This is a genomic window from Wolbachia endosymbiont (group B) of Chorthippus parallelus (assembly GCF_947251815.1).
GTDB lineage: Bacteria > Pseudomonadota > Alphaproteobacteria > Rickettsiales > Anaplasmataceae > Wolbachia.
Genome location: NZ_OX366390.1, coordinates 1,330,855 through 1,352,868 on the forward strand (window position 1 = coordinate 1,330,855; position 22,014 = coordinate 1,352,868).

Here is a 22,014-nt window from a genome sequence, read left to right on the forward strand (position 1 = left end):
GATATCTTGAATTTAAAACACATGTTTTCTAGCTCTTTTCTGGTAGTTGAGTGAACGAATATCAGATATCTTATGACGATCAACTCTTCTCCCTTTTCTCACCACTAAAGTGTTCATCAAAAATAACTGTGATAGTCGATCCATAATGCAGTCTATGTCTGACTCTGTAGAAAAAATATCAAAGGCTAAGTTTTTAATCGCATTAAATGAGACAGATTTATTGATGCTTTTTTTTAGTTTACTATTCTGTGCGCTCAATGTCTCTTCATCATCTTCTATCATGATACTTTCTAGATTACTGATGAAGATAGTTGACCAAAAATCCTGCTTGATAGTTTCAATACTTTTTCCTGTGAAATTCTCTAAATTTAATCTTCCCTTCAGCCTAGAAAAAAATGTTTCTACTCCCCAGCGCAAGTAATATAATCTCTCAAACTCTTCAACTGTAAAACGTTTCTCATCTAACAGAGATGTTACTAACACTTCAACTTCGCCAGAAGAAAGTATTATTTTGACTAACCTGAATTTCATCTCATCAGGTAATCCTAGCTTTCGTAGCTGTCTTGCTACTTTAATAGGTGCGGTAGACACTACCACCGTACTAGATGGGCTTTCCGGCTTAAACATAGCGTTTATTTCATTGAAAGACGAACTTGAACAGCGAATTATATAATTGATTTTCCTTCCTGTAAGCTCAGCAAGAAATCGATAAGATACGTATCCTCTATCACAGATTAACAAATCGTCTGATTTTATGGATTCAAGCATACCGATTGCTAAATCAACCTCATAGCTGTCACCTCTACTTAGCACAGATTTTATTGCAATATTATTTAGCACATCGTAGCAAACTTCAAAGGTTGCACTTGTATAGTCTTCAAATCTCTGGATTCCATTCCATACTGCTCTTGAGCCAAACTCACCTATTATTTTGTCGCTCTTTGGCAGAATCAGTATTGAAGCATCAAATGCAAGTACTCTGAAGCCATGGTGGGTTTTAAATTCCTGATCTTGGTAGTATAGGGAAACTATATCATCATTTAACTCTGAAAACGCAGTATGCTTTAGCTTCTTTCTTGCTTGAGTAAATGCACTTGCCGTAATTGTATAATCTTTTCTTGTATGCAGAACAAACTCATTAAGCATCACTTGTAATGACTTTACACTCTTTCTAAAAATCAGGAGAAATACATTAACGAAGGGCAGCTTTCTTTTTCGTGAGAAGTCTTTTGAGGATGCTCTGTGTGCGTTTATAAAGTTTAAACTCATCAATTTATTTTTTATAAACATGATTATTCTTTTTTTTACTCATGTCATTACTTCTTTTAATTTGTGGATCTTACCTGATTTTATAATACAGTTCATCACTTTTCCTTAACTTAATGGCAGTGAAGAGTTGATCGTCATAAGATATCTGATATTCGTTCACTCAACTACCAGAAAAGAGCTAGAAAACATGTGTTTTAAATTCAAGATATCTTTTCAGTATCATTGCATTAGTACATTCTTTGCAAAATAACCTGCAATTATTACTTTTTTAAATAACTTGCACTTTTCAGACTCCCTTTTCTTAAAAATTCACCCTAGTATTTACCATAATTATCAATCACTTCAAATTTTTTGTCCAATCTTAACTTCTCTTTCCCTTAACTTAATGGCAGTGGGGACAATAGAGGCAATACTCCTCTACATTTAGCTGTTCTTGCAGATAAATTACAGGTAGTAGAAAAGCTTATAGAGGGAGGGGCTGATGTTAATGCTAAGAATAATCATGGCGCTACTCCTCTGCACTGGGCTGCTCTTAATCAGAATGTCAATATAGTAGAAAAGCTTATAGAGAAAGGGGCTAATGTTAATGAGAAGAATAAATATGACAATGTCCCTCTGCACTATGCTGCAGGTTATGGTAGCTTAAGTGTAATAGAAAAGCTTATAGAGAAAGGGGCTGATATTAATGCTAAGTCCAGTAATGGCGATACTCCTTTGCACTTGGCTACTAAAAATAGTCATTTAGATGTATTAGAAAAGCTCATAAAGGAAGGAGCTAATGTTAATGAAAGAAACAAATATGGTAATATCCCTTTACACTGGGCTGCAAGTTATGGTAGGTTAAGTACAGTAGAAGAGCTTATAGAGAAAGGAGCTGATATTAATGCTAAGAACAATAATGGCAATACTCCTTTGCATTGGGCTGTTAAAAGCAGTCATTTAGAAGTAGCTAAATTTCTTATAAGTAATCATGCTGACGTTAACGCTAAAAATAAAGATGGTTGGACATCTTTGCACTTTGCAGCTGCTTATGGTAATTTAAATATAGTTAAGCTCATTCTTGATAAAAGTGATTATGTTGATGCTAGAGGAGCTTTAGCCATGGCAAATACGCTTAATGAAGAAAACAGCTTAGAAATACGAAACCTTCTAGAAGAAAGAATAAGAAGAAATGAAGAAATCACCCAACATCTTAATTTACAAGAAGAAAGCAGCTCCCTATCAACACGTGTCCATAATCGCCGCAGTATTGCACAAGAAGATGAAAATTCGTTGCAAAATGATAAGATAGGTCCTGATAAAATAGGAGTTACAAGCGGAACAAGTAAGCCATCTTCATTTATCAATATTTTTGCTTACACTACGGTAGATACTATTAAAGGTATTTTTCAGTTTGTTTCTTCTCCTTTTAAGGCAGCTATAAGTATGGAACCTTCTAAAGCTATTACAGTTCAAGGTATTGATAACAACGGTATACTTCTTTTATTAGATGTATTTATAAGGAAAATCACAGGTCAGAAATACATTTCCACAGTAGATCAATCCATACGCGTCAAGTTAAGGAACTGTGGTAATAAACTTAGTGTAAGGAAGAGAAAAAGAAGATATAAGTTCTCTTAAATTTAACAAAGAAAACGGAGAACTTATACAATGAAAAGAATAGTTTGCATCTCAAAAAAGCTCAAAGAATTTTTTAATGAAAAAGCAGATAAAATCTCAGCTACAACAGGGTTCATAAAAAGAAAGAGGAAGCTAAAAGGCTCGTCGTTCATAAAAGCCATCGTTTTGGGTAATATAGGGGTTGATAATTGTAGTATAGAGACAGTGTGTCAATTATTGAATGAAGACTCGATAAATATAACAAAACAAGGTCTGGACTTTAGATTTACCAAGGAAGCAGTGGAATTCATGAAAAGAATGTATAATGAATCTTTAACGTTACTTAAAAATACCTTACAAGTTGATTGCAGAATCTTGAAGCACTTTGGAGGTGTTAAATTATTAGACAGCAGCTATATTAGCTTACCTAACAGTATGGAAGACATGTATAAAGGTTATGGTACCAGCTACAGTGGTTATGAAAGCAATACTAAGTCTGGAATAAAGTTACAATTAGTTTTTGACTACCTAAATCAGACATTAGACCAGCTTAATATAACTGAAGGAATAAGGTCAGATCAGGGTTATAGAAGCCATTTAAGCAATATATCGAACAACGATTTACTAATATCTGATTTGGGTTATTTTGTGCCAAGTTCTTTTAAACAAATCAATGAAATAGGAGCTTATTTCATAAGTCGTTATAAATCCGATACTAACATATATGATATAGAGACAGGTCAAAAAATAGATTTACTAGAACATTTGGGAGATCGATCTTTTCTAGAACAGGAGGTATTGTTAGGAAAAGAGACAAGGGTTAAAGTAAGAATTATATTTAAAAAACTAACTGAAGAACAAGCTATGGCTAGAAGAAGAAAGGCTAATAGGTTAGCAAGATCACATGGATACACATCTTCTCAAAGGAACCAAAAGTTACTAAATTGGTCGATATTTATAACTAATGTTCCAAAAAGTAAGATTAATGCTGAGCAAATACTAGTAGTTTACCGAATAAGATGGCAAATTGAATTATTGTTCAAATTATATAAGAGTAATATAAGGCTTGATAAGCTGAGAGGAAAGCCATACAGAGTATTATGTGAGCTATATGCCAAATTGTGTGCAATTCTTATATTTCATGGAATAGTGGGTTGCACAGAACTGAAAAAAAATACGGAGCTTAGCTTAACAAAGGCATTTATTGAGCTAAAAAGACGGGTTAGAGAGTTATTTTTAGCACTAAATAATAAAATTAAAGGCTTAAATATTTTTCTCAAAAAGCTTACCATAACTTGGTCGCAATTTTCATTAAAAGACAAGTACAGAAAAACTAGGGTATCCACCTTAACTTCTCTAAATTTGCTTTAACTTGACGCGTATGGTAGATCAATCTGTGTCACCATTGGAAGCACAGGGCTATGCATTAAATATTATAGAGGAATTTGAGAAAGTAGTAGAGCAAGCTGCATTAAAAAGTGGCATATCAATGCACCGGTTAAATATTGATTATGTAGAAATGAAGAAAGAGGTTGCTGCAAAAATCATAAGTGGTAAATTTAATGAGATTCCGAAGGTTTTAAACTCATATGTAGAGCAAGCATGCCACGATAGAGAAACAGGTAAGTTAAGTCCAAAGAAGTTTAACAAATTTATGATTGTATTTAATAAAGGACTAGATTTAATAGTAAATCAATCAATAGAGCAGATATTACATTAGAAGTTGAAGAACAGCAAATAAACTTAGAGCCTCAAAGTTATTTAAGTAATACTTCTGTTCAAGGCCATTTAACTCAGGATAGAGGTTTAATAAATCAAGGTAAGGCTTAATCCTTAGCTTTTTGATTTCATCTAGTAAAAGGTTGGTAATTTGATCTTATAACATCAATGGGCACACCAGCCTTTATTTTGTATGCATTCAAGCAATGTGTGACTATTACGCCACCTAAAAAAATAATCATACACTGTCTTCCATAGAGGAAAATCTTTTGCTCTACTGGCAAATACCTTTCATTATGTATTGTATAACATTAATAATTGCTTATCTTGTGCTTTCTTGGCCACACCTTGTGCAACTCTTGGCTCAAGAAATTTCCATTCTTTGTCACTTACATCACATGGATATATTTTTTACTGATCCTATCATATTATCTTCCTGATTTCCTTTCAAGATATGTTCTAAAAAGTAGAATCCGTTCAGCAGGGTGACAAAATAAGATAGAAAAGACAGCCATAGAAATAAATGGTGTCATTTCAATATGATGCTTTCTCTGTCATCCCAGTACTTGACACTGGAATGACACCATTTTTGCTTCGATATTTACACATTAGCCATGCATCTGAACGGATACAAAAGTAGAATTTAGAATTCTATCTAAAAGGATACCGAAAAAGAGCAGGAGTCCTATCTGGGAATTATTTTTAAATATGGACATGCATTGATTAGAATCGTCTGGATTGAAATTTTTGTGTTGGTGGTGAAATATGAATCCTATGGCAAGTAAAGCAATATAAAAGATGTTATTTAATGATGATAGTATACCAGCGTACAACCATGCCATTAAGGATATTAAATAAAATCTTTTCAACCAAGATTTTGTTGTATTGCCAAAATATAATGCAGTAGATTTCATTCCTAATTTCTCATCATCTTTTTTATCTTGATGAGCGTATATAGTATCATAACTAAGCGTCCAAAAGACGCATCCTATATAAAATAGCAAGGATTCTATGCTAATCTGGTTTGTTATTGCTGCTGAACCCATGAGTGATCCCATGTTGAAAGTAAACCCTAAAAACAATTGTGGCCACCAAACGTAACGCTTTAGCAAGGGGTAGATAACTATCATGCACATTGAAATTATTCCAAGTATAAGAGTAGTTTTATTGGTTAATAATAAGATTACCAGGGCAATAGACAGTAACAGTGAAAGTAAAGCCAAAGCCTGCTTTATGTTTAATGCACCACTTGCAAGTGGCCTATATTTTGTTCGTTCAACGTGCGCATCTATTTCTCTATCGAAGATATCATTGATTATGCACCCTGCGGGTCTCATTAAAAATGCACCTATAGTAAACAAAACAAGGAGAAAAAGAGCCTGATACGATAGAGAAGTTGAGGCTAAAAGAATGCCGCTTAAGCTAGAAAATAGCACAAGCCATAAACCTGTTAAACTGTGTATTCTCATTAATGAGAAATAATGGTTGAAATACATTAATTAAGTGTGATTATGTAATATTTTGCTTACATTGACAAAATTATCGAATGCTAAATCAGGCTTAAAAACTAACTCAGGTATAAATCGCAAATCAACATAACACAATATAGATTTACGTATTGACCATGCAGATTGGTTCATTTCATTAACAACAGTGCTGATATCATCATTATCATTTTGGATGTTTAATGAAGATAACACAATATATACATCTGCTTTCTTCAAATCTTTGCTTAGCTTTACATCAGATACTACTACTTTTTCATTAAGAACATTACCTTCCATTAAGACTTTTGATATTGCCCTGTGTAATACCGATGCTACTTTTAGGTTTCTAATTTCCTTTTTCATATTCAACTACTATAACGTCCTTTCTTCTTGCACTAATTGATAAGCTTCCAAAATGTCTCCAACTTTAATATCGATATTACCCTCTAGCGATATTCCGCATTCAAAATTTACACCCACTTCTTTAACATCATCTTTAAATCTACGTAGTGCTTTTAACTTTCCTTCATGCACCAATTTGCTGCCACGTACTACCTTAATTAGAGAATCTTTTTTTATAACTCCATCAGTGACATAACATCCGATGATATTACCGGCTTTGGATGAATTAAATATTTGCCTTACAGATGCAGAACCAACACGAACCTCTCGTGTAACAGGCTTTAACATTTTAGTTAGATACATCCTCATGTCTTCAATAAGCTCATATATTATATTGTAAGTATGTATTTCTATACCTTTTTGTTTTGCTAATTCTCTGATTTTTGAATCCACTTTTACATTAAAAGCTAAAATTACTGCGCTTGATGCTTCTGCAAGCAGCACATCTGAATCTGTTACTCCTCCTACTGCTTTGTGTAGAATATTTAATTTCACTTGATCTTTACCAAGCTTATCAATTGAGCTTGATATTGCTTCAATAGAACCATTGACATCGCACTTTAAAACTACAGATAGTTCTTCTGTTTCACTATCATTACGACTGAATATATCTAAATTATTGTCGTCTAAATCTTCTTGCTTTTTCTTGATTAATTCTAACCTGTATTCAACAATTTCACGAGCCTGCCTTTCAGAGTTTACAACAACAAATTTATCTCCAGCATTTGGTACACCATTTAAACCAGTAACTTCAACTGGAGTAGAAGGTAGTGCCGCTTTTTCTCTTTGACCAAGGTGATTAACCATACTGCGTACTTTGCTGTATGTTGTACCAACTACCAATATGTCACCAATCTTTAATGTCCCTTCTTCAACTATTAATGTAGCTGATATTCCTTTAGCTTTATCTATTTTGGACTCTATTACCCATCCAAGTGCTCGACAATCCTCTATTCCTTCTAGCGTCATTAATTCAGCAATTAATAAAATTGCCTCTTCTAGTTTATCTAAGTTGATTTTCTTTTTTGCTGATACTGGCACAATTATAACATCACCACCAAGTTCTTCGGGGATGAGGTCATACTGAGGCAAACTATTAATTATTCTTTCTACATCGCCAGGTTGTGATTTATCAATTTTATTAATGGCAACTATAATAGAGACATTTGCTGCTTTTGCATGGTTTATTGCTTCAACTGTTTGTTTCATGATTCCATCATCAGCTGCAACTACTATCACAACTATATTAGTAATATTGGCACCACGTGCACGCATTGCAGTAAACGCCTCATGCCCTGGTGTATCAATGAAAGTAATTTTTTGCTTATTTTGTGTCGTTAATTGATAAGCACCTATATGTTGAGTGATGCCACCTGACTCTCTTTCTGCAACATTGGATTCACGAAATGCATCAAGCAATGATGTTTTACCATGATCCACATGTCCCATAAAAGTAACGATAGGTGGTTTTGGTCTTTTAGGTAAGTTTTCTCTGTTGCTTATGAAGAGTAAATTCTTTTCTTTATCAGCATCACTTACTCGTTTAGCCGTATGATTAAATTTTTTTGCTATTTCGCATGCTATATCTGGATCTACTAGATCATCTACTCTATAGCTCTCCCCAACTTCTTCTTTGAGCATTTTTAGCACACTCTTGCTATCTTCTGCCATACGAATAGATAACTCCCTGATAGTTATTTTGTCTGGTATAATAACTTCTCTTGCTATATTTTTACCCTTAGTAAACTTTGATTGTTTACTTCTTATACCAAATTTTTGCTTAAATACAGGGAGGTGTTCATTTCTTTCATCTATTGCCTGTGTAATTACTAGCTTAGAATGCTTAGAGTATATATCTTTGCTAGCTTTAAAAGACTTTTTATCATTGTTCTCATATTCAATACTATCTTCTTTTTGTTCAACTGAGTTAGTATTACTTAAAACTTCCTTATTTATTTCTTTAGGTACAGAGTGTGATTCATTTTTATCTTCAGCTTCTTGATTGCTTTCTTCTTTTTTTATTTTCTCTTCTTGTTCTCTCTGATTCCTTTCTTTCAGCAAAGTAGCATTCTGTACAGCATTAATGCGGGAAATTTGTTCTTTTTCAGTTAAAGAGCCTAATTTACTCTCGTCAAATAAACTATATTCTTCTGCAGAATGAATTTTTCTTCTTTTTTTTACTATTGTAGTACCAGTACTTTGACTATCTAAAGAGTTTAAATTAATGTCTAATTTAAGCTTGCTTAAGCCTTGTAGGGTTAATTTTTTATTACTGATATCTTCATTATTCATATTGTTTTTATATTAATCCAAGCTTTTTACGTGCTTCTATGATTATTAAATCTGCTGTATCTTTTAGATTGTCTTTATTATTAGTTGAGGAAGAGAGTATGCTACAAAACTCATAATTTGATAAATCTGCTATGTCCTCTAAAGTTTTAATATTATGTTTACTAAGAGCAATTTTATTATCTATTGATAAGGCTAAGTTGATTACATCGTCTTCCATACCTAAATTTTTTAGCTCTTCTATTTTTCTATCATTCTCTGCTTTCAGGTAATTATTTGCTCTATTATGAAGTTCATTTGCAATATCTTCATTGAAGCCCTCTATTGAAGCAAGTTCCTTAATTGAAGTGTTAGATATATCTTCTACACTTGAAAAACCTTCTGTTACCAATAATTGGCCCATAATCTCTTCTAAGTTTAAAGCTTCAGCAAATAAAACTGAACATTGACTAAATTCTTTGTTTCTTCTTTCTGATTCTTGCTGAGTGCTTAATATCTCAATTTTCCATCCAACAAGCTCTGAAGCTAATCTTACATTCTGACCCTTTTTTCCTATAGCTAAACTCAATTGATCTTCAGCAACTATTAACTCTATACAATTTTCATTTTCGTCAATAATGACCTTTGATACTTCTGCAGGAGTAATGGCTTTAATAACAAATTGACCCAAATCTGATGAGTAATGTATGACGTCGATTTTTTCACCGTTTAATTCGTGTATAATAGTTTTTATTCTATCTCCTTTAACTCCAACGCAAGCACCTACTGGATCGATATTCTTATCAGATGAAAAAACAGCAACTTTAGATCTTGAACCAGCGTCTCTAGCTATACCTTTAATTGTTATCAATCCGTCAGCAACTTCTGGTACTTCTTGATTCAACAATGCCTCTAAAAAGCCTTCATGAGTCCTAGAAAGAATGATTTGACGTCCATCGTCAGAGCGCTTAACAGCCTGTATGTAAGCTTTAACTTTATCGCCTTCACGAAATGACTCACCACCAATTAAGTTTCGTAAAGGGAGGTATGCTCCAATTCCGTTTATGTCTATAATAAGATCTGAATATTCTACTTGTTTAACGATGCCATACCTCATTTCTCCTACCTTATCTTTAAATTCCTCATATTGCTTTTTTAACTCTTCATTTTTGATTATTTCAGAAATCTTTTGCTGGGCAATTCTTGCTGAAACAAGATCAGTGTTAAGAGAAATCAACTCACTAATAGTATCTCCAACTTTTGCATCTTCTTTTATTAACTTAGCTTGTGTCAACTTAATTAAGTCACACTCATTTTCATTTGATTCATCATTAATGACTTTTAGTTGTCTATATGAGGTAACTTTGCCTGTGTTTCTATCTATATTAACTACAATTTTACTTTTGCTACCATACTTTTGTTGAGCTACTGCTTCGATAGCACTTTTAAGTGCATTTATTATAATATTAAAATCCAAACCTTTTTGAAGTGAGAGCTCTCCCGCTGTTTTTATTACATCAAGGCTCCCAACTATGTTATTCTTGTTGCTTTTCTGCTTAACACTGCTTTTACGATTAGCAATCATATAAATAAATCCAATTTAATTAGTTATAATTATAGCTTCAACAGGTAAAGAACGCTATCTTAAATGTTAAATGATTGCTAATTTAAGTCAAGTTTTTTCATGTCTTTGTATGACAAGCAACGCCGGAGTAAAGAGTAAAGTTAAGACCGTTGCAGCCAATATTCCACTTGCTATGGTTGCTGAAATATCAACCCACCACTGGCTTGATGGAGCATCATATGTGATTTGTAGCGTAAAAAAACTGATATTTAACCTAGTAATCATAGGTATTAAACCAAGAACTGTAGTTGCAACGGTAAGTAGTATTGGCCTGATGCGAGAAATTGAAGCGTTTATTATACATTGCTTAATGTTATTTTTGCGCACCTTAATTTGCTGATGAAAGGCATCAAGCAATAGTATATTATTATTCACTATAATTCCTGCTAAAGCAATTATCCCCACTCCACACATGACAACTACAAAAACTTTCTGAATAAGAAAGAAAATGAAAAATACACATGTTGTTGATAAAAACACTGCTGTCATTACGATAAATGTATAGTATATGTTGTTAAACTGTGCCACTAGCACCAATATCATCAATGTAATTGCTAATATAAAAGCCTTTAATAAAAATGCTCCTGATTTTTGTTGATCTTCCTTATCACCTTTGAAATCAATCTTTACTCCTTTACTACAGTCTTGAGTAATCGAATTTTGAATGAACTTAACTCTTTCATCAACAAGATAGCCAGTATCAACGTCAGCAGAGATTGTTACTGTGCGTGATCCATCAATCCTACTTAGTTTATTTGCCTTTTTTTCGGGAACGTATTTCACTATGCTACTCATAGAATATGGTCCATTTGCTGTATTAATAAAAAGGTTATCTATAGTTTTCATGTTGCGATTCTTTCTGGGAAAGCGTAGTACAATATCAATTTCTTCATCTGCGTTATTTGGTCTATATTTTCCAATTAATACTCCATTTGTAACCATCTTTATAAAATCACCGATGGTTGCAACACTTACTCCAGAGCTTGTAGCCTTACTCTTATCAATACTCATATTCCACTCTATTTCAGGTGCTGATCTACTATCTTGAATATTTATAAATCCAGATGAAGGTTGGTCCATAATTTTTAGGATTTTCTCTGCTACTGAATTCAAGTTGGATGCACTTCCGCTTAAGTTAATTTGTATTGGCTTGTCAGCTGATGGTCCTGACTTTTGTTCCTGTACATCAATTATTACTCCTTTTATGTTTTGTACACTACTCCTTATATCATTTAGTATTTGTGTAGCTTTGCGCCTGCAGCGCCAATCTACAAGTTCCAATTGAATTTTGGCAATAACGTTGTCTGAAAATTTTCCTGATCGAGCATAAAAAACATAAATTTCCTTTTCAACACCCAAAATACGTTCTTCTACTTTCTTAAGTATCAAATCTCGTTCTTTGGCTGATAAGCTTTCTTTTACTTTAACGCTGATTAAAATGTTATCTGAATCTACATTCGGAAAGAACTTTAATCCAGGACCAAAAGTAAAATATAATATACTAGACAAAAATAAAACAAACACAACAACACATACAAATTTTTTGGGGTGATCTAAGACTTTCTCTAACATACGTACATAAGTTCTTATTATAAGCCCAGTATTTTTTACCTTACCACTTTCTATAGCACTCATTCTTATTATTTCTTTTTTTGAAGTTATTGAAGGTTTACCAAATATTGCACCAAGTGTTGGTATAAAAACTAAAGCCATAATTAGCGATCCAGTTAAAGTTAGAATTATTGTAATTGGTATGTACTGCATAAATTTACCGACTGTATCGGGCCAGAGTAACAGAGGGAAAAACACTGCTAATTTAGTCAATGTTGATGATAAAACTGGATAGAACATATCATGAACTGAGGTGCAAAAGGCTTCTACTTTATCCATGCCACAAATCATCTTTCTATCAGCATATTCGCTGATTACAATTGCATCATCAACCAGCATGCCAACTGCCATAATTAAACTGAAGAGCACAACTATATTTAGAGTAATACCCATGAGGTAAAGAGCCATTATTCCTATTAGAAAGGAGCCAGGTATTGATAGTGCAACAAGAATAGCAGCCCTTGTTCCCATAAAGAGCATTATTATGGTTAATATTAGTAATACGGCAAATATTATACCATTTTCCAAGTCGTCAAGCACATCACGTACATTTTTTGACTGGTCATTCAAATAAACTACTTTTAAATTTTCAGGTAATTGATCTTTTGCTTTGTCCATTAAGTATTTTACTTGATTTACCGTGTCTATTATGTTTTTTCCATTACGTTTTGAAATTTCTAGTACAATGCTAGGTAGTCCATTAATACGAGCAAATCCTTGGTGATCCTCAAACCCAAGGTATACTTTTGCTATATCTTTGATTCTCAAAACTGCATCACTTTGAGATCTAATAGGAATATTCATAATATCTTCTATGTCTTTTAATAACCCTGATATTTTAATCGAATATTTACCGGTATCATTTTCTAGTGATCCGGCTCCTACCAATCTGTTGTTGTTTGATATAGCTTGAAATATCTCATTTGATTGAATGTTATATTTTGTTAGAACTGTGGGCTCAATTATAACTTCCACTGTTTCTTTACGCATACCTGCTACTTCAACTTTAAGAACATTTGGCAGAGATTCTATTTCTTTCTTTAGTTTGCGTGCTATTTCAGTTAAAGTTCTTTCCGGCAAATTACCAATCAAGCCAACGTTTAGTATCGGAAATAAGCTCAAGTTTATTTCATTGATTATCGGAGATTCTGCTTCAATAGGTAATTTTGATTTTATGTTTAAAAGCTTTGAACGGACGTTATCAAGTACTTCTTTGTTATCATATTCTGTACCAAACTTAATTATCATGTGAGCACCATCATTAGTTGCAAAAGCTCTCAATTCTTTTACACCTTCGATGGATCTTAGTTCATTTTCTATAGGAAGCACTAATAGCTTTTCACTATCCTCGACAGAAATACCAGGAAACCCGACAAATACGCTAATTATAGGAATCTGTATATCAGGATTGCTTTCTCTTGGCATTTTTATATAAGTGTATGAGCCGAAGGTAAAAATCACGATAAGCAATAATATTACTGTTCTATTCCTCTCTATAATTAAGCTTTTCATTCCGGACATTATACGTATTTACATCATATTATAGCTAAGATAAATTATATATTAATTAATCCTTATATAGCTTTATGTAAATGATTAAAATTTTTACAATTTTGCAAGCGTAAGAAAATTTCTATATAATATGACTTTAGTATGGTATTTGAGGGATTATTATGGTAGCAGTTTTAAGTGTGACAGAAGGCAAGAATAAAGTGATCGTATCTGGGTTGGTTGGTGTTTCATCAACTTTAGTATTTTTAACAGTGATTCACATTGCTGCAAAGATAGCCATTATAGTTACTGCTGCTGCAGTTACTTACTTATTACTTTTGTTGATTCATAAAATAAGAACTAAAAAAGAACAGCCTGCTGAAATTACTGGTGTTTCAGGAGATGAAGGGTATAGCAGTGTTGATGAAGGTGAAGAAAAAGATACAGAAATATCCGCAAAAGAACCAGAAAGAGCTGAAACTGAGTTAGAAGAAGAAATAATAAGGAAAAGAGCACAAGAACGCATGGAGAAAGGATCACTTGGTGGCCCGATAAATGCGTTTGGCGAACCAATTCATGTGACTATAGATGCTGAAAATAGCAATCCTGTTGATTATACAAAAACTATGGTAGTGCCTGAGAAAATTATTCTTGGCATGCCAGATGATAAAACTCTTACACAAAATAGCTCTAGCTCTGTAAAGAATCAGATGAAATCTCTTCCTGAACACATGGATGTATTTGGTAATCCACTTCCTGAGCAGCCACCAAGCAACCTTCCCAATATAGGGCCTAAGTCTAAAAGTACGCAGAAACTATCTGCTGCAGACTTGCTATTACGGTATGGGAATGTAAATAATGATGTGAGGAAAGTGCTAGAATGGCCAATTACCTCAAAGGAGTTTAATGGGTTAGGGTTTAACAGGTAGTTGCTATATCAAACTCTCCATCTTATATTGAGGATCAGATGCAATGCCATACACTCTATTTGGCGGAGCAATTTTGTTCTCTATACCAAAAACTATACCTTCAATTATTGCTGTGAGTACTTTTTCAAGGTTACAATCTGCTCCAGGAACACGGTGCTCTAGGCGGCATCTTTTGGAATCGTTGCCAAAATAGGGGATTCTTATTGCAGCAGTTCTGTTATTCACTCCCCAACTAATCGTCGTTGGAGTATGAATATCTGGGTACTGAAATCTTAAATATGAATCATCATTTGGAGCAAAAAACAACATATGTTTTTTCATCATTGCACATAATCCACCTATGCTGTGAATCAGGTGGTCACTATATTTTTGCTTATTGCTATAAAATAAGTTATTATTATTTGAATCCATGAGGCTAACATGTACATTTAGTGCGCTGCCTGCTCTATCTAAATAAGGTTTTGCTTTAAAAGAAACATTACCATCGAACTCTTGTGCTGTTCCAATCAGTAATTGTTTTGCCAACTCAAAATGCATAATTAAATTATCAGAGCTCGTATAACAGTCACTTTTTATTTCATATTGGTTTAAAGAACTCTCTTTCTCACAAAAAAATCCAAGAGAAGCTATTTTATTTTTGATGCTATTCAGAAATAAATATTCTTTTTTTATTCCCTCAGTGTAAAACTCCAGTTCAATACCGAATACAGTATTATGACTCAAATTACTTAATATAATCACAAATTTACTTCAATAAATTTATATTAAATCAGCTATATTTATACAAGTACTTTACTTATTTATCAGTAAATTTAATATCTTATTTATACATAATATATTACTATTTTTTAATAACATACTTCTAATCCTCGGTACAAGCGACATTTACAAATTGATTGTTTTTATTTCAAAAAAATGATCAATTTTAGTGCTTTTATACTCTTTACAACTCGTCAAAAAATCCTCATAATTTTAGGTATGTATTAAGTAGTGTTAGCTTTTTATCTTACAGTAAGCTATTGATTATCTTGCATCTTTCTGATTATTGTTCTTTCTTGGTGTGGTATATGAACTTAACTAACCCTAAGGTTTCTACTATGTTTTTTGATCAGATTATTACAGTAACGGACCACAATGTTACTTGGGAAAAAATCCAAAATTATCTCCATAATCTTTATGGAGAGGCAACATATAACAGCTGGCTGAGTTCACTAAGATTTATCAGCAACAGAAATGGAGAAGTTTTGTTGTCTGTACCAACAAGATTTATAAAGGAGTGGATTACAGTTCACTACATGGAAAAAATATTGTCATTATGGCAAAGCGAAGATCAAAGTGTATGTTCTATTGATATTCAATTAATTGAAGAAAGAAATTCAAATTCTAATACGATACTAAAAAATAGAGAGGAAAATAATCATAATCTTGGTTCACCACTGGATCCCAGATTCAGTTTTGATAATTTTGTGGTAGGAAAGTCAAATGAATTAGCATTTACAGCGGCAAAGCGTGTAGCGGAATCTATAGATCCAATATCAGGCAGCAATCCTTTATTTCTATATGGTGGAGTGGGACTTGGTAAAACACATTTAATGCATGCTATAGCTTGGGATATAGTTAATTCTCTATCAGCAAAGAGAAAAGTAGTATATTTATCGGCAGAGAAATTCATGTATCAATATATTACAGCGCTGCGGAGTAAAGATATTATGTTATTTAAAGAACAATTTAGATCAGTAGATGTATTGATGGTAGATGATGTACAATTTATCAGTGGTAAAGATAGTACACAAGAAGAATTTTTTCACACTTTCAATGCATTGATAGATCAAAATAAACAATTGGTTATATCAGCTGATAGATCTCCTAGTGATCTTGATGGAGTAGAGGAGAGAATAAAATCACGACTTGGTTGGGGATTAGTTGCAGATATCAATGAAACAACTTTTGAATTAAGACTTGGTATATTGCAGGCCAAAGTGGAGCGAATGAATATTTATGTTCCAAAAGATGTCCTAGAATTTTTAGCAAGGAATATAAAATCCAATATAAGAGAACTAGAAGGAGCATTAAATAAGGTTGCTCATACTTCGTTAATTGGAAGAAGTATGACAGTAGAATCAGCTAGCGAGACCCTAATAGATCTTCTTAGATCGAATCATAGGTCAATCACAATAGAAGAGATACAAAAGAAAGTAGCTGAATTTTTTAACATAAAGGTTGCAGATATGCAATCTAATAGAAGGCTCCGTAGTCTTGCAAGACCAAGACAAATAGCTATGTATTTTGCTAAGAAGTTTACACAAAAGAGCCTGCCAGATATTGGAAGAAACTTTGGTGGCAGAGATCATGCGACTGTTATACATGCAGTCAAACAAGTAGAAAATTTTATAAGAACTGACTCAAAATTTGCTGATGAAATCAATCTATTAAAAAAGATATTTAAGTAGTATTTTATTAATGATAACCAGGCTATTTTAATTTCTTTGATCAAATATCCTTTTCTTTCTATTTCATTAGATTAGGTGAGCCAGGTGTCAGTATTAGTAATGGTTAAAAAAACTAGAGAAAATAGCTAGTCTATTGCTTAAAAAGTATATAAAATCAAAATTTAAGTAGGAAATATGGCAGTTAGACTTATTCCGGACAATATTGATATCAAATTTAGTAAATATGGAAAAATGACAGCATTTATTAGCATTATTCTCGTCGTTTTTTCGGTGCTTACTGTTGTACTACATGGAGTGAATTTAGGAATAGACTTCACAGGTGGAGTTTTAATAGAGATAAAATCCTCAAGTGAGGATAATGCTATTCTTAATATATTAAAAGAGAATGGATTTACGATACAGAGTTCAAAAGCTGGTGATAACTTAGTTGTGCGGTTTAAAGATGAGGGAGATGAAGATAAAATTAAAAAGGTCAAAAGTATACTGGAAGAAAAATTCGGTAATGCAATAATTTACCGCAAAATAGACTATGTTGGTCCACAAATAGGTTCAACACAGATATTTGAAGGGATATCAGCCATGTTAATTGCAATTATTGGAATATTTTTTTACGTTTGGCTTAGGTTTAATTGGCAATGTGGACTTGGTGGAATAACGGCACTGGTTCATGATGTAATTTTAACTCTTGGCTTTATCAGCTTAACGAGTATTGAGTTTAATATTTCATCAGTTGCAGCTCTACTTACCGTGATTGGCTATTCAATCAATAATTCAGTGGTTATATACGATCGGATTCGAGAGTATCAAAAAAATAGAAAAGATGTAGAAATGGATGAAATAGTTGATTCCAGCATTAATTCGACCCTATTTCGCACTATGTTAACTTCAGGTACTACTCTTCTTGCCGCTCTTCCTTTAGTGCTGATTTGTACAGGTGTGGTCAGAGACTTCAGCTTAGTTATTTCTTTTGGCATTGCAGTTGGCACTTGCTCTGCAATATTTATTTCTGCTCCTATATTGACCTGCAGAGCTTTAATAAGCAGATGAAGCACAAATGTTAATATATTTATAATAAAATTGGTATATAGCTTTCATTATTCATATTATAAAGGAGTTTTTTATGGTAGATACTCTGAAATTGCAATTGAAAGATATTGACGATTTCAATTCATCAGGAGATAGTTTCGATGTTAAATTAAAGAATGGTGCAGAGTGCAATTTTGATGGAAATGATTTAAAGTGTAGGTATAACGCCAAAAGCCATAATCCGTTTAGCCAGCCTGTTCATAATCCAGATACAGATTACAGATTTACAGAACAGATAAAAATAGGGAATATTCAGTTTGATTCTAGCAAAAGTACAATTGATAATGAAATTAATAAGTTATTTAGTTTTAAAGTTAATGATGATACGGAAGGAAATTATGTCGCAGAGTATCCGGTATACTCAGATTTGGATATGGAAAGAAATATAAATATTGCCAGCAAAGATGGAGAATCTATTGTAAATATAAAAGGGTTTTCTGGGTATAATGAAAAAATTGGTAATGTTTATTTTACCGATATTTATAAAGGGGAAACACAGGCGTTAGTAAAATTCGAAGAAGACTCTTTTAAGGTTGAGAACAAAGGATTAGGTAATTTAGGCAGCAGGCTTGAGATCGAGAGTATAGATCAAACTTCAAGAGGAATTGATTTAGAAAGCAAAAGTGGAACGCTTGAATATAATGGTACTTACCAGATAAGGTACTACACGGAGCCATATGGTGATCACAATTTAGAGATTAATGTATTTTAAAGATCAATACCAGAATGCTGCTTATGTAAGCAGCATTTTCTAGTCACGATATAATATCAACTTATTGTCTCTAATAGTGAAATGAAAATACCTCAAAAAACTCATGCCAAGTAATGAATGGGACATAGAATGAGTATTAACACTAGCGTGCACATCATTAATTAAAAAATTTCCTATTTTAACTTGAGGTATTTGAACCACTCCAGCTTTTATTTGACCTTTTGCAGTTTCATATATTTTAAAGTCTTGAATGTTTTGTAAGTTAATACCAGCATGTAACGCATCTTTTTGCGATAGAACAATATCAGTTGCTCCGGTATCAAGCAAAAACGTTATATTACGATCATTGACTTGAGCTTGAATATAAAAGTGTCCATCGTATGACTTTGTAAATTCAATACTTCCGCCATTTTGAACCCTTCCTTTGTACGGTAGAAAAGTGCTCAGAAACCTATTGCTTAGTTTATCCCCTTGTGAATCAATAAACATTGCAGTAATGACTATTATCAGTAGCCAAATAACTAGATTTTTTGCTGCATTCATATTATTAAAATTTGAAGCCATAAGAGTAAATTTTTAAGATTAGCGTTAAAAGCTATTATTAAAAATAAGTAAATTTTATTGTTTTAGTACAATATTTAATATATACTTTAAGGAGGTATGTTCGATTTAATTTCATGTCAGAAGCAAAAAATTTAATTTTAGCAACAATTCTTTCTATATTGATTATAGTATTATGGCATATTATTTATGATAATTTTCTTAACACGAGCCAAAGCCAACCATCGATTGAAAATATTGAACATATCGAATCTTCTAACGACCTTGCTCCTATGATATACCAAAATCGTTCTGAAATTATTAATTCTACTAGAGAACAGAGAGTTAATTTAACCAATAACATGCTTGAAGGATCAATTTCTCTGAAAGGTGCAAGGTTTGATGACTTAATCCTAACTAACTACCACTTAGAACCGAGTTCTTCTTCTCCACAAGTGGTGTTACTGTCACCTGCAGAATCAAAAGATGTATATTTCGCAGAATTTGGGTGGCTCGATCCGAATGAAAAGATTAAAGTTCCAGATTCTAAAACAGTATGGCAAGCAAATAAACTCAATCAAAAAGAGGTCAATTTATTTTGGGATAATGAAAATGGCATTTTATTTAGAATGAAAATTAGCCTTGACGATAACTACATGTTTAAAGTTGAGCAAATTATTGAAAACAATACAAAAGATAATGTAGTTTTAGTTCCCTATGGTAAAATCAATCGTAAACGTGATAATATTAACGAATCCTATTGGATATCACATGAAGGAGTACTAGGTGCATTTAACAATAAGCTAAAGGAGTGGACATATAAGGATATTTCTAAGAAGCATTTAATAAAGGCAAGCACGAGTGAAAAAAATTGGTTTGGTTTTGCTGATAAATACTGGCTTACAGCCATCATACCTGAGAAATCAGATAAAATAAATGTGAGCATTAAACACACGAATGTTAATAACATTGATAAGTTTCAAGCAGATTTTGTTAGACCTTACACACACATACTCCCTGGTACAAGTGCTTCTACTCTGAACTACTTTTTTGCTGGGGCAAAGAAATTGAATTTACTTGATTCTTATAAAGACACTCTCAATATACCTTTGTTTGATAAGGCTGTAGATTTTGGTGTTCTTTATTTTATAACCAAGCCGGTGTTTTTACTTCTTGAATATTTTAACTTTGTTTTGAAAAATTTTGGCTTAGCAATATTATTGCTAACTTTAGTAATCAAACTTTTGATGCTTCCCTTATCTAATAGATCATATATTTCGATGTTCAAGGTGAAAAGCCTGCAGCCTGAATTAACTCGTATAAAAGAGTTGTACAAAAATGACAACTTAAAGCAGCACAAAGAGACAATTGCGTTGTTCAAGAGAAACAATGTAAATCCAATGTCGAGCATTTTTCCCATGCTAATACAAATACCGGTATTTTTTGCTCTATATAAAGTATTATTTGTTACTATAGAGATGAGGCATGCTCCTTTTTTTTTATGGATTAAGGATCTTTCAGCTCCTGACCCAACGAACATCTTTACATTATTTGGGTTGTTTAATTATAACTTTCCTATTTCTATAGGCATTTTACCTATAATTTTCGGCGCTACCATGATAATTCAGCAGAAGCTAAGTGAGAACGATCAAACCAGTAAAGATGATATTCAAGTAAATGTTATGAAGTTTTTACCTTACATTTCTGTCTTTATTTTTTCTTCTTTTCCTGCCGGCCTGGTAATATATTGGATATTTAGTAATATTATAACTTTAATTCAACAATCATTAATAAAGTTGTTTTTAACGAAAAAAGTGGTAGTAAATGTCGAAAATACTAATAGTTAATTCAATTTATTATGCTGAAATAGCAAACCTTTTGCTTGAAGGTGCAGTCGATAGATTAAAAGAAAGTCATGCAAGCTATGACATAATTGAAGTTCCTGGTGCATTTGAGATACCAGCTACAATTCTCTTTGCAGTAAAAAGCAAGAATGCTAATTATGACGGTTATTTAGCTCTTGGGTGCGTGATTCGCGGTGAAACTGATCATTATAAATACGTTTGTAAAGGAGTAATCGAAGGCTTAAATGAAGTTATTATGCATTATGCAATACCCCTTGGTATGGGCGTAATTACCGCTGACAGCAAAGATAAAGCACTAATTAGAGCTGACAAAAATAAAAAGAACGTTGGTGGCCATGCAGCCTCAACTGTTTTGCATATGATGGATCTACACAATAAATTAAAATAATGGAGGAAAAACCAGTAGATAAAAAGTGGCGCATCAAAAGAAGCACGGCAAGATTTCTTGCTGTACAAATTGCTTATTCAAATATTTTCGTAGGTTACAACAAAAGCACTTTTAAACTGGAAAATTGTGAGCTTAAGGACTACATAAATGAGTTGAGAGATATATTTGAATGTGAAGAATTTGACCATCAGTTCTTAGAAAACTTGTTATATAAGGTTATAAAGAGCAGTGAAGAATATGATAAAATAATAGAGTCTTATTTACACCCAAGTTGGTCCCTCCCACGGTTGAATCTTATAAGCTTATCTATCTTGCGCGTTGCAATATGTGAGTTGATTAATTGCGATATACCAGTTCCAGTTGTTATCAATGAGTATACTAACATTGCATCTGATTTACTTGATAAACCAAGCGAAATTGGTTTTATTAATGGGTTATTGGATAAGGCAAAAGATGCAGTTAAATTAAATAAAAATCCTTAGCAAATTTCTTACAAGTATGTGAATATCTATTTTTTGAGACAGTTTCTACAATAAGTTTAAGTCATTAACAGTAAAAAAAATGAAGGGAAGAC

General features: G+C 32.7%; 18 protein-coding genes and 1 pseudogene. 11 read left to right on the forward strand and 8 right to left on the reverse strand.

Going from position 1 to position 22,014, the window contains the following annotated elements; translation table 11 throughout:
• Positions 1 to 12: 12 nt before the first annotated feature.
• Positions 13 to 1,290, reverse strand: a complete 1,278-nt coding sequence (locus OPS21_RS06030) for an IS4-like element ISWpi18 family transposase (protein WP_264336305.1) — start codon at positions 1,288 to 1,290, stop codon at positions 13 to 15.
• Between the two features lie 423 nt (positions 1,291 to 1,713).
• Between OPS21_RS06030 and OPS21_RS08090 the strand changes: the two are divergent.
• The 4 genes and pseudogenes from OPS21_RS08090 to OPS21_RS06050 all read left to right on the forward strand — a co-directional run.
• A pseudogene (locus OPS21_RS08090) lies at positions 1,714 to 1,827 on the forward strand (ankyrin repeat domain-containing protein); the annotation flags it as partial.
• Between the two features lie 6 nt (positions 1,828 to 1,833).
• A complete protein-coding gene (locus OPS21_RS06040; protein ID WP_406833381.1) occupies positions 1,834 to 2,889 on the forward strand; it encodes an ankyrin repeat domain-containing protein in 1,056 nt (351 codons plus the stop codon).
• 30 nt (positions 2,890 to 2,919) lie between these two features.
• Positions 2,920 to 4,239 carry an IS4-like element ISWosp7 family transposase gene (locus OPS21_RS06045; RefSeq protein ID WP_264336202.1) on the forward strand — a complete coding sequence of 440 codons (1,320 nt, stop codon included), beginning with the start codon at positions 2,920 to 2,922 and terminating at the stop codon, positions 4,237 to 4,239.
• Positions 4,240 to 4,249: 10 nt separating this feature from the next.
• Positions 4,250 to 4,588 carry a latrotoxin-related protein gene (locus OPS21_RS06050; protein WP_264336675.1) on the forward strand — a complete coding sequence of 113 codons (339 nt, stop codon included), beginning with the start codon at positions 4,250 to 4,252 and terminating at the stop codon, positions 4,586 to 4,588.
• A gap of 607 nt (positions 4,589 to 5,195) precedes the next feature.
• Here OPS21_RS06050 and ubiA read toward each other — a convergent pair.
• The 5 genes from ubiA to OPS21_RS06075 all read right to left on the reverse strand — a co-directional run bounded on the left by ubiA (position 5,196) and on the right by OPS21_RS06075 (position 13,491).
• Positions 5,196 to 6,083, reverse strand: a complete 888-nt coding sequence (ubiA, locus tag OPS21_RS06055) for a 4-hydroxybenzoate octaprenyltransferase (protein ID WP_007302787.1) — start codon at positions 6,081 to 6,083, stop codon at positions 5,196 to 5,198.
• Positions 6,084 to 6,086: 3 nt separating this feature from the next.
• Entirely contained in the window at positions 6,087 to 6,437 is a 351-nt protein-coding gene (locus OPS21_RS06060) for a ribosome-binding factor A (RefSeq protein ID WP_006015187.1), read from the reverse strand.
• 9 nt (positions 6,438 to 6,446) lie between these two features.
• Positions 6,447 to 8,768: a translation initiation factor IF-2 gene (infB, locus tag OPS21_RS06065; RefSeq protein ID WP_264336676.1), complete on the reverse strand. Its 2,322-nt coding sequence runs from the start codon at positions 8,766 to 8,768 to the stop codon at positions 6,447 to 6,449.
• A 7-nt stretch (positions 8,769 to 8,775) separates the two neighbouring features.
• Positions 8,776 to 10,329: a transcription termination factor NusA gene (gene nusA, locus OPS21_RS06070; RefSeq protein WP_010407241.1), complete on the reverse strand. Its 1,554-nt coding sequence runs from the start codon at positions 10,327 to 10,329 to the stop codon at positions 8,776 to 8,778.
• 87 nt (positions 10,330 to 10,416) lie between these two features.
• The gene (locus OPS21_RS06075; RefSeq protein ID WP_264336677.1) at positions 10,417 to 13,491 is read right to left on the reverse strand and encodes an efflux RND transporter permease subunit; all 3,075 of its coding nucleotides are present in this window, start codon (positions 13,489 to 13,491) and stop codon (positions 10,417 to 10,419) included.
• 161 nt (positions 13,492 to 13,652) lie between these two features.
• On the opposite strand from OPS21_RS06075, the gene OPS21_RS06080 reads away from it, so the two are divergent.
• Positions 13,653 to 14,399, forward strand: a complete 747-nt coding sequence (locus OPS21_RS06080; RefSeq protein WP_264336678.1) for a hypothetical protein — start codon at positions 13,653 to 13,655, stop codon at positions 14,397 to 14,399.
• A 3-nt stretch (positions 14,400 to 14,402) separates the two neighbouring features.
• Here OPS21_RS06080 and OPS21_RS06085 read toward each other — a convergent pair whose 3' ends face one another.
• Positions 14,403 to 15,140, reverse strand: a complete 738-nt coding sequence (locus OPS21_RS06085; RefSeq protein WP_264336679.1) for a type I glutamate--ammonia ligase — start codon at positions 15,138 to 15,140, stop codon at positions 14,403 to 14,405.
• Between the two features lie 326 nt (positions 15,141 to 15,466).
• Between OPS21_RS06085 and dnaA the strand changes: the two genes are divergently transcribed.
• From dnaA to OPS21_RS06100, 3 genes are all read left to right on the forward strand, one after another.
• Positions 15,467 to 16,849 (forward strand): chromosomal replication initiator protein DnaA, encoded by a 1,383-nt coding sequence (gene dnaA / locus OPS21_RS06090; protein ID WP_264336680.1) that lies wholly within the window; start codon positions 15,467 to 15,469, stop codon positions 16,847 to 16,849.
• A 174-nt stretch (positions 16,850 to 17,023) separates the two neighbouring features.
• Positions 17,024 to 17,896, forward strand: coding sequence for a protein translocase subunit SecF (secF, locus tag OPS21_RS06095; protein ID WP_264336681.1), 873 nt, complete (start codon positions 17,024 to 17,026; stop codon positions 17,894 to 17,896).
• 73 nt (positions 17,897 to 17,969) lie between these two features.
• Positions 17,970 to 18,647 carry a hypothetical protein gene (locus OPS21_RS06100; protein ID WP_264336682.1) on the forward strand — a complete coding sequence of 226 codons (678 nt, stop codon included), beginning with the start codon at positions 17,970 to 17,972 and terminating at the stop codon, positions 18,645 to 18,647.
• 39 nt (positions 18,648 to 18,686) lie between these two features.
• Here OPS21_RS06100 and OPS21_RS06105 read toward each other — a convergent pair whose 3' ends face one another.
• Positions 18,687 to 19,211: a TIGR02281 family clan AA aspartic protease gene (locus tag OPS21_RS06105; RefSeq protein ID WP_264336683.1), complete on the reverse strand. Its 525-nt coding sequence runs from the start codon at positions 19,209 to 19,211 to the stop codon at positions 18,687 to 18,689.
• Positions 19,212 to 19,324: 113 nt separating this feature from the next.
• On the opposite strand from OPS21_RS06105, the gene yidC reads away from it, so the two are divergent.
• The 3 genes from yidC to nusB are packed head-to-tail and all read left to right on the forward strand — an operon-like array spanning position 19,325 to position 21,922.
• Positions 19,325 to 21,034 carry a membrane protein insertase YidC gene (gene yidC / locus OPS21_RS06110; RefSeq protein WP_265027612.1) on the forward strand — a complete coding sequence of 570 codons (1,710 nt, stop codon included), beginning with the start codon at positions 19,325 to 19,327 and terminating at the stop codon, positions 21,032 to 21,034.
• Positions 21,012 to 21,440: a 6,7-dimethyl-8-ribityllumazine synthase gene (locus OPS21_RS06115; protein WP_264336685.1), complete on the forward strand. Its 429-nt coding sequence runs from the start codon at positions 21,012 to 21,014 to the stop codon at positions 21,438 to 21,440. Before yidC ends, OPS21_RS06115 begins: the two co-directional genes overlap by 23 nt.
• Entirely contained in the window at positions 21,440 to 21,922 is a 483-nt protein-coding gene (nusB, locus tag OPS21_RS06120; protein WP_264336686.1) for a transcription antitermination factor NusB, read from the forward strand. The genes OPS21_RS06115 and nusB overlap by 1 nt, the downstream gene beginning before the upstream one ends.
• Positions 21,923 to 22,014: the final 92 nt, after the last annotated feature.